Annotated in this window: 1 protein-coding gene; it reads right to left on the reverse strand. The window is 41.4% G+C overall.

From position 1 onward, the window contains the following. A partial coding sequence (locus AOA60_RS24000) for a family 43 glycosylhydrolase (protein ID WP_218240851.1) occupies positions 1 to 254 on the reverse strand: 254 nt, incomplete at its 3' end. Between the last annotated feature and the right edge of the window lie 19 nt (positions 255 to 273).

The raw sequence follows: 273 nt of genomic DNA on the forward strand, positions 1-273 counted from the left end.
ACTAATACAGCAGGGTCAATTGTAAAGCTTCCAGGAATGTAATTCTCTTCTGCTTTGAATGGACCAGCTGGGCTCTTACTTGTAGGTACTCCGATACGGAAAATACCGTCTTTATCTTTCGCAGGGAAATACAAATAGTATGTATCATTCTTGTAAGCAGCATCTGGTGCCCATATTTGTTTCGTTGCCCAAGGGACATCTTTAACGTGAAGGACTTGTCCATGGTCAACAACTGGTGAATTCACATCATCCATTGATAATACGTGATAGTCC

The sequence above is a fragment of the Pseudomonas sp. 2822-17 genome, from assembly GCF_002742485.1.
Taxonomy (GTDB): Bacteria; Pseudomonadota; Gammaproteobacteria; order Pseudomonadales; family Pseudomonadaceae; genus Aquipseudomonas; species Aquipseudomonas cyclaminis.